7 protein-coding genes are annotated in these 10,085 nt (G+C 68.8%); 4 read left to right on the top strand and 3 right to left on the bottom strand.

Going from position 1 to position 10,085, the window contains the following annotated elements; translation table 11 throughout:
* Positions 1–82: 82 nt before the first annotated feature.
* Together AB0C30_RS41435 and AB0C30_RS41440 are read right to left on the bottom strand one after the other, a co-directional pair.
* The gene (locus AB0C30_RS41435; RefSeq protein WP_357954404.1) at positions 83–1,075 is read right to left on the bottom strand and encodes a DUF6283 family protein; all 993 of its coding nucleotides are present in this window, start codon (positions 1,073–1,075) and stop codon (positions 83–85) included.
* Positions 1,047–1,250 carry a hypothetical protein gene (locus AB0C30_RS41440; RefSeq protein WP_357954406.1) on the bottom strand — a complete coding sequence of 68 codons (204 nt, stop codon included), beginning with the start codon at positions 1,248–1,250 and terminating at the stop codon, positions 1,047–1,049. Before AB0C30_RS41440 ends, AB0C30_RS41435 begins: the two co-directional genes overlap by 29 nt.
* 640 nt (positions 1,251–1,890) lie before the next feature.
* Between AB0C30_RS41440 and AB0C30_RS41445 the strand changes: the two genes are divergently transcribed.
* Positions 1,891–7,125 carry a fibronectin type III domain-containing protein gene (locus tag AB0C30_RS41445; protein WP_357954408.1) on the top strand — a complete coding sequence of 1,745 codons (5,235 nt, stop codon included), beginning with the start codon at positions 1,891–1,893 and terminating at the stop codon, positions 7,123–7,125.
* Between the two features lie 580 nt (positions 7,126–7,705).
* Complete coding sequence (locus tag AB0C30_RS41450; protein WP_357954410.1) at positions 7,706–7,984, top strand: hypothetical protein; 279 nt, start codon at positions 7,706–7,708, stop codon at positions 7,982–7,984.
* 99 nt (positions 7,985–8,083) lie between these two features.
* Here the strand turns inward: AB0C30_RS41450 and AB0C30_RS41455 are convergent, their stop codons facing one another.
* Complete coding sequence (locus tag AB0C30_RS41455) at positions 8,084–8,230, bottom strand: hypothetical protein (protein ID WP_357954412.1); 147 nt, start codon at positions 8,228–8,230, stop codon at positions 8,084–8,086.
* 782 nt (positions 8,231–9,012) lie between these two features.
* On the opposite strand from AB0C30_RS41455, the gene AB0C30_RS41460 reads away from it, so the two are divergent.
* Together AB0C30_RS41460 and AB0C30_RS41465 are read left to right on the top strand one after the other, a co-directional pair.
* Complete coding sequence (locus AB0C30_RS41460) at positions 9,013–9,423, top strand: hypothetical protein (protein ID WP_357954414.1); 411 nt, start codon at positions 9,013–9,015, stop codon at positions 9,421–9,423.
* Between the two features lie 52 nt (positions 9,424–9,475).
* On the top strand, positions 9,476–9,604 hold the full coding sequence (locus AB0C30_RS41465; RefSeq protein WP_357954415.1) for a hypothetical protein: 129 nt from the start codon (positions 9,476–9,478) through the stop codon (positions 9,602–9,604).
* Positions 9,605–10,085 lie beyond the last annotated feature (481 nt).

Genomic DNA, 10,085 nt, shown 5'->3' on the forward strand with positions numbered 1-10,085 from the left:
GGCACCGCGATCACCACCGCCGAACGCGCCGCCCTGCTGCACGACCTCGTCAATTGGAGCGCGGCCCTGCCCGCGCACGGCATCACGGTGCTGAAGGTCCGAGAGCGCCGTAGCTCTCCACCTGTACGGGCGATGCGTCATGGCCAGCGGCCGCGGTGTCGTCGGCGGTACGCGGTAGCTCGTCGATGAGGTCGACGTCGGCGCTGGGCACCTCGCCGCCGTCGTGAGCATGGCGGCCGCGGCCCGGCGATGTCACCGACCGAGTCCACCAGCGGGCGCGGCGGCAGCAGCGGCGGCATGGGCGGCTGTCGCCCGGCCAGTTCGTCCGCTCCCCCGCTCCCTCGTCCGCGAGAGGCTGCCAGCGTCGTGGAGGCGCCCGTGGTACTGGCGGTGCCCAGGCGCGGGCCCGCTGGGCCAGGCCGCCACACCGCGGTGGGGACGAGCCTGTCCAGCCGCTCGCCCGGCTGCTCGCCGGCCATGCCTGGGGTCCGGCTGGTCGGTTTGCCATGTCGGTTGTGGTTTCCGCATCGGATCCTGCTTGCACGGCCGGGTCGAGGTCCAGCGCGGCCAGCTGGGCGATGCGGCGCTCCAAAAGCTCGTCCAGGTCGTTGACCAGCGGCGGCCAGGGGCTGGTGTCGGGGTGGATCGCCTCGACCGGGAGCTGGCCGGTCAGCACGCTGAGCCGGGCGCGGAAGTGGTGCGGGCCGATGACGGCCAGCCAGCCGGCGCACAGCCGCAGCGGGTGCGCGGAGTCCGGCTGGTCGAGGTGGCAGGCCATCCGGCGGCCGTCGGCGATCTGCTCGGCCTCGGCCAAGCTGTGCGCGCCGCCCCGGGTGTCGCCCTTGCTGGCCTCCTTCAGCCGTCGCATGTCCTCGTCGGTGTAGACGGTGAGATCGGCGTCGCGACGCCATGGGCACACCCGCTCTCCCGCGCACGGCCGAGCGCGGAACGTCAGCGTGCCCGCGCCCTCCACCGCACGCTCCGCCGCGGGCTCCGCGACGGCGTCGCCTGCGAGGGCCTGGCCGCGGCCGGGCAAGGTCGAGCCGTCAGCGGCGAACTGCGCCTGCTGGTTCACGGGCACGTCGTTCGGCGGTACGGGCCGATTCGTCACGGGGGTACCCGGCGATGCGATCGACCAAGGCGATAGTGTCGCGCTCTTCGAAGCGGACAGCCAGCAGCACGATCGACAACACGGCGGCAAGGACAATAGCCAGGCTGCGGTCGATCTGGCTGGCCTGCTGGCTGGTCATGGGCAGCGGGTGCTCATCAAGCTCCGTGTCATACGTCGACGCTGTGACCTGTGTATTCTCACGGCGTCTCACACCGTGTCATCCGTGAGCTGTCTCAGGATCCGTGTCATTTCCTCGAAAATCTCGACCGCGGAAGCCCCTCAGCGGCTCTTTGCGTATGAGGAGCACTCGGGCGTGTCGGGTTGAGCCCAACGGCAACCGAGGAGCCCCGGTCACGCCCATGGGACGGCGGGCTCGGCGGCCGGTGGGCAATCCGGCAATTGCGCTGTCCCGACCGGCTTTGGACGAGGGGAAGCGTCAGTCGACGGGGCTTGCCTCACCGCCGTGACGCCGTCGAAGTCGCTCCCTCGCTCCACGGAACGTACTCGTAGGAAACCACTCCTTGGCCATCGTGGGGTGTCGTGCCGATGTCCCAGGGCGGTGGCCTGCGGACACGCACGGAGGCCACCGCCCTGGCGCGGCCGCTCAGCGCCTACGAGCAGGAGCTACGGCAGACCCGAGCCGTTGACCTGGGTGTTTGCATCCAGGTGCAAACATCTGGAGGCTGTCGGCGGCTTACGGCACACTGCCCTCCAAGTGCCCTCGCGCGGACTCGGTGGCTTGGGGCGCCGGGATCGTGCGCTCCAGCGAGGAGGCCGATGTGATCGTACGGTGGCTGTTATCCCTTGCCCTCGCGTTTTCCGGCCTGGCGGGCGCGCCTCCGGCCGCCGCGGCGGCCGCGGTGCGGGCGGCCGTCGCCGACCCGCTGCAGCCGGGCCCCGGCCAGTACTACGAGGCACGGGTCCGCGTGCTGAGCAACGCGTCGATCGCGGGCGGTGCGACGGTGACGGTGAAGATCGCCGGGGTGGGCGGCGTGCCCGCCGGCGGGGTGTCGAGTGTCGCGGTCAACTTCGCGGCCAAGGGCGCGAGCGGGACGGGTGGCCTCATCGTCTACCCCTCGGAGCTGATGACCGCGCCGGGTGTCACCGGCACTCGTTACCGGTCGGGTGTGTGGGAGGACCAGCTTCTGACGGTCAAGGTCGGTACGGATGGTTCGATCAAGGTGAAGAACACCGGTTCGGCGGCCGTGAACGTGTACGCCGAGGTGCGGGGTTACTTCAGCGCCGCGGCCGCCGGCACGGCCGGCTCGGCGTACGTCCCGCTGGACACCGCCCGCATCGTCGCCAACCAGAGCGTCGCCGCCAATTCGACCTCGACCTTCACGGTGACAGGGGTAGGCGGCGTCCCGGCGAGCGGAGCGGCGTACGTGGCCCTGACGTTGATCGTCAAGAGCACCGGATCCGGCAAGACGTTCGCATACCCCTCGCAAGGGACGCTGCCCACCGGGGCGGACATCGAGTACCGGCCGGGCTCCTTCCAGTCCAACCTGGTCATCGTTGCCCCGGGCCCCGATGGCAAGATCGCCGTCAACAACAGCGGCTCAGCCGCGCTGACCGTGTACGCCGACGTATCGGGCTATTTCGTGACGCCCGCCGCAGCGGTCACCCCCTCGACGCAGACACCCGTCGCTCCCGCGAGGATCGCCAACAACATCACGATCGAGGCCAATGGCACCTACACCGTCGCCCCGCTCGGTAAGGCAGGCGTTCCCGCCGCGGGAGTGAGTGCCGTCGGCGTGAACCTTACCGCCAAGGGCACCGCCAACGGCTCGCTCCGCGTCTATCCCTCCGGCCAGGCGAACGTCCCGTCAGGCGGATCGATCGCCTACCAGCCGAACGACTTCTGGTCCGGCCTGGTGCCGGTCAAGCTGGGGACCGGCGGCACGTTCGTGATCCGCAACGCCGGAAGCGCGAGCATCAGCGTTGCCATCGACACCTTCGACTACTACAAGGCGCCCGCCGTGCCGTCGCCGCCCACCGGGGTCACCGCGACGGCCGGTGAAGGGTCGGCCGGCGTGAAATGGCGCAGGCCGGCGGACGGCGGCGCGCCGATCACCGGGTACACGGTGACCGCCAGCCCCGGCGGCAAGACCGCGACCGTGCCCGCCGGCCAGCTGGAGGCGACGGTCACCGGTCTCACCGACGGCAGCGAGTACACCTTCACCGTGACGGCGGCCAACGCGGTCGGCACCTCCGGACGGTCCGCGCCGTCCGATCCGGTCACCCCGGGCGGGCCGGGCAAGCCCGGCAGGCCGTTCATCACCTCGGTGTACGGCCGCGACGGCGAGGTGCGCGTCGAGTGGTCGCCCCCGGACACCGGCGCGGACGGCCTGACCGGCTACGTCGTCACGGCGTCCCCCGGCGGGGCCACCGTGACCGCGCCCGGCACCGCGGCGCAGGCCACCGTCGGCGGCCTGACGAACGGCACCGACTACACCTTCACCGTGAGCGCCGTCAACACCGCCGGCACGGGGCCAGAATCGGCGCCGTCCGACCCGGTGCGCCCGCAGCCGGCTGACGTCCCGATGCCGCCGCCCGGGCTGCTGGTCACCCCGCTCGACCAGCGGGTGGACGTGCAGTGGGTGCCCGCCGTCGACGGCGGCTCGGCGATCACCGGGTACACCGTGACGGTGCAGCCCGGCGGCCGCTCCATCGACATCGCGGCCGACACCACCCTGACGTCGGTGACAGGCCTGGCCAACGGCACCGCGTACACCGTGTCGGTGGTGGCCAGGAACGCGGCCGGAGCGAGCGCCCCCTCCACCGCCAAGCCCGCCACGCCCGCGGCGAGCGTGCCGCCGGGCCCACCCGACCATCTGCGCGCCTCGCTGCCCGCCTCGGGCAGCGTGCAGCTCATCTGGGAGCCGCCGGCCGTCACCGGCACCAGCCCGGTCACCGGATACACGGTGACGGCCAGCCCCGGTGGCAAGACCGCCACGGTCACCGCGACCACGGCCACACTGTCCGGACTGGACCCGGCCAGCGCCTACACCTTCACCGTCCGCGCCACCAACGCCTCCGGCACAGGCGCGGCCAGTGCCCCCACCGAGGCGATCACACCGAAGCTGACCGTCAAGAGCGCGCCGGTGGTGCTCTCACCGGCGGCGCTCGCCACCCTGCGCGCCGTGCACCCCGCTCAGGGCCTTGAGTTCGAGAACCCGCCGCAAGAGGTCACCGCCCTCACCCCGAGCACCCTGGTCGTCATCGGGCAGAGCACGCTCACCCCTGAAGGGTTCCTCGGCAAGGTGACCGGGACCGCCCGGCAGAACGGTCTGTTCATCGTCTACACCGTGTCCGCGACGCTCGCCGAAGCCTTCGCCGACGCCGACTTCTCCGTCGACGGCCAGGTGGACAGCGGCGACCAGGTGCAATTCGTGCCGTCCGTGCCCGGAGCGCGCATGGTGCAGGCGATCCGCAAGGGCGACTCCCGCGTCACCGCAGGCTCGCCACAGCCCGTCGTCCGCGACGGTGCCCTCATCATCGAGTACGAGCACGCTTTCAAGGAGAAGGGCCGCCTGGTCGCCAAGGTCGAGGCCCAGGCCAGCCTCAAGCAGAACACCACGATGGGCGCCAGCACCGACTCCGCCAAGGGCAGCGACATCACCAACACCACAAGTGTCAGCGCCGAGGTGCGCGTCAAGCAGAACGTCACCCAGGAGTTCGAGAAGCGGGTGCACGTCGGGCATGTCCGTGGGCCCTGCTTCCACTTCAACCTCGGCAGGCTCCCGGTCGTGGTCTGTGTGCGCTTCTCCGTCGCACTGAACATCGAAGGCGGCGCCTCGGCCGGAGTCACCTTCTCGGTGCACTACGACAAGGAGTTCGGCACCCACTGCCACACCGCCAAGAGCGGCTCGAACTGCACGCCGATCGAGAAGGGGCAGGGCTTCTACCTGGACACCGGGTTCGGCGCCTACGGCGACGGCAGCATCGCCGCCATCCTCTCCACCGACGTCCAGCTCCTGCTGTACGGCTACGTCGGCCCGGCCCTGGTGATCGAGGCGCCCGGGGTGCAGTTCAAGGCCGACACCACGCAGTCCCCCTGGTGGGAGCTCCGAGCCCTCACTCGCCTGGGCGTCGCCATCGACCTCGGCGCCATCGGTAAGGACTACTCGCTCTGGCGCAAGGACAACATCATCAACGCCTCCTACACTTTCGCCCAGGCCGCCGGCCCGTTCCAGGGCATCAAGGTCTCACCGCCGATCGGCACCGTCGGCCCCGGGCAGAACTACCAGTTCAAGGTCACCGTCTCCGGGTATCCCGACGACATCGAGACCCAGTGGAGTATGGTGAGCGGCCCCGGGACCGTGACCCCGAGCGGGCTCTACATGTCGCCGCAGGAAGGGGTCGCCGAGGTCGCCGTGGTCAGCCCGGCCACCGGCGGGCATCCCCAGCTGGAGGGCCGCGGCGGGATGATCGTCGGCAATCAGTACGGCACCCCCGGCCCACCCAAGCTCGACGCCTACACCAAGCCCACCCTGCGCGGCGCCTCGGTGAGCTGGACGCCACCGGCCGATCAGGGGTCCAGCCCCATCAGCGGCTACATCGTGACCGCCACCGCCGGCGACGGCAGCGGCATCAAAACGGTGTACGCCTACGGCGGCGACGCCACGCACCAGCTCATCCAGGGGCTCAAGCCCGGCGTGACCTACGTCGTGTCGGTGATCGCGCAGAACAACTACGGCACGGGCGAGCCGTCCGGGACCATCCTCCTGAAGCCGCTGGACGTCGTCTTCCCCGGCCCGCCGACCACGCTCGGCGCGGACCTCGCCAGCAGCACCGAGTATCCGGGACGGCCCGACTCCACAGGCGACGCCGGCGGCATGGGCGGCGGCTCCATCTCGGGAGACGGAAAGTACATCGTCTTCGAGACCCAGGGACGCAGCAACCTCATGCCGCAGGACTCGCCGTACTACCACCCGGCGAGCAGGTACCCCTATGTGGTCAGGAAGCAGGTCACCGGTGGAGCCGGATTCGTGGTGGCCTCGATCGAGCCGGACGGCAATCCCAGCTACAACATGTACACCGAGCCGCTGATCAGCAGGGACGGCAACGTGGTGGCCTACACCGGCTCCAGTTACGCCAAGCCCGACGTCTTCAGGGGCGTGGTCCGCGACATCGCAGCCGGGACCTCATGGACAACCGAGGACAGCAGCGAGATCTACGGTGTCAGCGACAACGGGCAGGTGGTCATCTACTGGAAGTCAGCGTCCGGCCAGGCCGCCAACCTCTACCGCCAGGTCAAGGGCGCCGCGGCGCAGAAGCTGACCAACTGCACCGGGATGAGCGGCCCGCAGTGCGCTCTGACGCCGCCGGGCAGAGGGATGCTGTCCGGCGACGGCAACCGGGTGGTGTGGTCCACGATGGACTCCGCCGGAAAGCAGCACAGCTGGCTCTACAACGCGCCCAGCGGCACCACCACCGAGATCTTCCCCGGCGCCGACGTCGCCCGCCCGCTCATCTCGGGCGACGGGCAGGTCGTCGCCTTGTCTTACACCTCGCCCGACCATGTCACGTCATGTTTCGTGATCAAAGCACTCAGCAACCCGCCCCCGACCGCCGCCGACTGCCGGGTCAGCGACACCAACGCCGGGTACGCCGACCCGACCTTCCTCAGCAAGGACGGCCGGGCCCTCGCCTACCGCTGGATCGCCTACACCAGCGGCGCCCCCAACCAGATAAGCCTTCGGGTGTACTACGACAACGCCACCACCCACATCGCGGGCGGCTCACCGAACACCTGGCCGAGCATGGCGTTCATCACCGACGACAACCAGCAGCTCGTCTACACCTTGTGGCGCGATGTGGATGAAGTGAATACGTCGTTCACCGCGGCCACGGTGCCAGGGCTCTGGTACGACCTCACCACGGACGGCACGTCCCTCCCCCTGAGCCTCGGCCCCTCCCGGGCTCCGGCCGGCCGGGTGCCGCCCCGCGAGCTCAAGCCCTTCCTTCCACATCCACTCAAGGCCTATCAGCCCGCCGGCCCAGCCCGTTGATCAAGTCGCGGGGATGGTGCGCCGTCGCCGTCCCCGCGACGCCTCAGCCGCTCTCCACCCAGACCGATGCCCTCACGGAGCGGTGCCGCCCATGGTCGTCACACAGCCCCTGATCAACCTCGGCGATCTCAGCTCGCCTGCTTCACTAGGGCGGAGATTCCCGCCTCGTCGTCGGCCGGCAACGTCGTCAGCGGGAAGACGGTCGGCCACATGGTGCCGTCGTCGACTCGCTGCCCCCGACGCCTGCCCAGGCCCCTGAAGGCCCTGAGGGGCGTCGATCGGCACGGAAGCCACCTCGTACAGGGCCAGCCCAGCCCAGCGGCGACCTCGTGGTCATCATCCTGGGACGCACAGCGTTCCTCTCGGGCCCTCCGCACCCGAACGTGTCCCCAGCCGCCAGGTAGCCCCGTGACTACGCGGGCTCACCGTACCCGGCGACGTATGCCGCGTAATTCTTCGCGACGATGTCAGGCTGAGCCTCAGTCCGGGGTCTAGCCAGCGTCACGGGTTCGAACGGGCCCGCTCGTTGAGCCTCCCGGGTATCGTCGTGATCTGCGGCTCCACCCGCTTCATGTCCGAGATGAACGAGGCCGATCTGCGGGAGACCAAAGCCGGAAAGATTGTCGTCAAACCGGGCTGTGACATGAAGTCGCCGCACGAACTTTGGTCCGATCCTGTCGAGGCCGAGGCGCTGAAGGTTCGACTCGGCGAGCTGCACCGGGCGAAGATCCGGCTCGCTGATGAGGTGCTCGTAGTCGGCGACTACATCGGAGACAGCACCCGAGCCGAAATCGCCTACGCCCGGTCGCTGGGCAAGCCCGTGTGGTTCACGGACCCCGAAGTCGACCCTGACGCCTGACCGGCTCGCGGTGGCTTCGGCCGCCGCCTACCCCACACCCTCTGCAGGCATCCCTTGGAATTGATCATCTCGCCGACTTGCCGTACGTGACAGAAGAGATCATTTGGCGCTGACCTGCAGAAAGAGTCCACCAACCCTAGATAAGCACGGCATGGTCTTCACCATGGATCGCAACATGTCGGGGTCGCCAGTATCGATTTGCTGCGCCAGCCACCGGGCAGGCGTCACACTGTTGTCCGCGGTCATCGCCGTTCTCCTTCTTGGAATCGTTGCTACGAAGGATCACGCGATGGCCGTTCTCATTTCACGGTGCCACACCTGCTGACCAGGTCAAACTCGTACACCACTCCCGCGGACGCAACCAGCATCCACGCCGTTGGGAGCTACCTAGCCAAGTCTTCGGGCCAGCGAAGGTCCGCGGCGCGCTACGCCGTCGAGACCTCGCGCCCGGTCCCCGCAACATGCTGTGAGAGCCGGTCAACATGCCTTACGTGCCAGACAAGATCATCGCGCTCTGACCTGCGAGAAGCGGTCAACAACCCAAGATAACGATGGGGTTCACAGCGGCGACCGGCTGCGGCCAGGCCCGTGTAGGATCCGCGTTTTGCTGTCGAAATCCGCGCCTCCGTGTCAGGTAGTTGTCGGATTCGACATGCCGAGGCGGACTGGCAGGGGCCGAATGTCGGCGCTCTCACCTCAGCGTCCCGACCAGATCGCATGACGAGAGGATTCGACACGCCCGCGCGGATGGTCAGGTCCGACAGATCACGCGGATTCGCCACTAAGCGCAGGTCCAGACGCTGCCATCCGACACCGAGTTGCGGATCCTACAGCCCGGAGGAACCGAAACCGAGTACGACCCGGACCACGACCTTGACCAGCCGGCGCCTGGCCAAGGTGGCCGAATTGAAGGCTCTGGACCGGCAGCAGGCAGTCTTACAGGCTCCCCGGATCGCCGTGTATTCCCTCCCAAGGAAGGCGTTCATCTACCACGCTGGGTTGAGGTGCGTGGTGATGTATACCGTGCGATGGAGGCAGAAATCCACCCTGGGGTTGATGCTGCTATCGGCTCGTCTCCTTTACCTTTCCAGCAACGCATGGTTTGCCTGCCTGTCGAGGGGCTGCCGAACCATCTCGTCACCACGATGGAGAATCCAACAAAGGAGATGCACCATGCGCACAACTCGCACGAGGACACCGCCGTTGCGGCAGTTATGGCCGAAGCACTGGTGGCGGGGTTAACCGCCAGTCCATCAATCGCGCACGCACGGTCGCTGCAGGCGTTGTCGCCCTGGCGATCGATGGTGGTCCAGTTGCCGAGCCCGGCGCTGGGGTCGGCGGGCTGCTGGATGCTCCACAGCCTGCCGGAGAAGCAATGGACCTCGATCAGCCGGTTGTGCGGGCCGGCGAGCAGGACCCGCCGTACCTTACGTGCCTGACAAGATCATATGGCTCTGACCCGCGAGAAGAACCCAAAGACCCAAGATAGCGATGGGGCCGGGAGGCGCGGCCTACAACAAGGTCATCGACCTGGCCGGCAACACCGCCGAGACCGCCTCCCTGACCCGCCGCCGCGACCAGCTGCGCTACTGCCTCCTCTCCAGGCCGCCGCTGACGTAGGAGATCGTCCGTGGCGGCCGGTCCGGCCGCTGGACTCAACGAATACTCAACCGGGGCGCAACAGCGCGCCGTTACGGTCGCGGGCAGTTCGACCGGCGGCCACGCTCGCGCCGGAACACGAGGCCCCGACCGCCGCCGCTCCACCCGTCAACGGAAGGACAGCGACATCCATGACTATTCGCCCTCTCAACCGCTTATTAGGCGTTCTCGGCATCGCCGCGTTGGTACCCGCGCTCTTCGGCGCACCGGCCGGCGCGACACCCGCCGACCCCACGCCGTCCCCCACGCCCGAGCCATCGATAACGCAGTGACCCCTTTTCATCCCCAGGCGGCTTGGGCAACGCGGTGATTTTGCAGGACGGCGATGGCCTTGCAGAGGTGGCCGGCCTTGCTCGGGCTGCAGCGTAGCTTGCGGAGTATCTTCCAGCTCTTCAGCTGGGCGTTCGCTCGTTCGCCGGGCCCGCGAAGGCGGGCGTGGAAG

Origin of the sequence: Nonomuraea sp. NPDC048901, assembly GCF_040649695.1 — a bacterium.
GTDB lineage: Bacteria > Actinomycetota > Actinomycetes > Streptosporangiales > Streptosporangiaceae > Nonomuraea.

Excerpts from the sequence above, each read along its gene's own strand:
- AB0C30_RS41440 (WP_357954406.1), bottom strand. The coding sequence starts at position 1,250 with ATGACCAGCCAGCAGGCCAGCCAGATCGACCGCAGCCTGGCTATTGTC.
- AB0C30_RS41450 (WP_357954410.1), top strand. The coding sequence starts at position 7,706 with ATGAACGAGGCCGATCTGCGGGAGACCAAAGCCGGAAAGATTGTCGTC.
- AB0C30_RS41455 (WP_357954412.1), bottom strand. The coding sequence starts at position 8,230 with ATGACCGCGGACAACAGTGTGACGCCTGCCCGGTGGCTGGCGCAGCAA.
- AB0C30_RS41460 (WP_357954414.1), top strand. The coding sequence starts at position 9,013 with ATGGAGGCAGAAATCCACCCTGGGGTTGATGCTGCTATCGGCTCGTCT.
- AB0C30_RS41465 (WP_357954415.1), top strand. The coding sequence starts at position 9,476 with ATGGGGCCGGGAGGCGCGGCCTACAACAAGGTCATCGACCTGGCCGGC.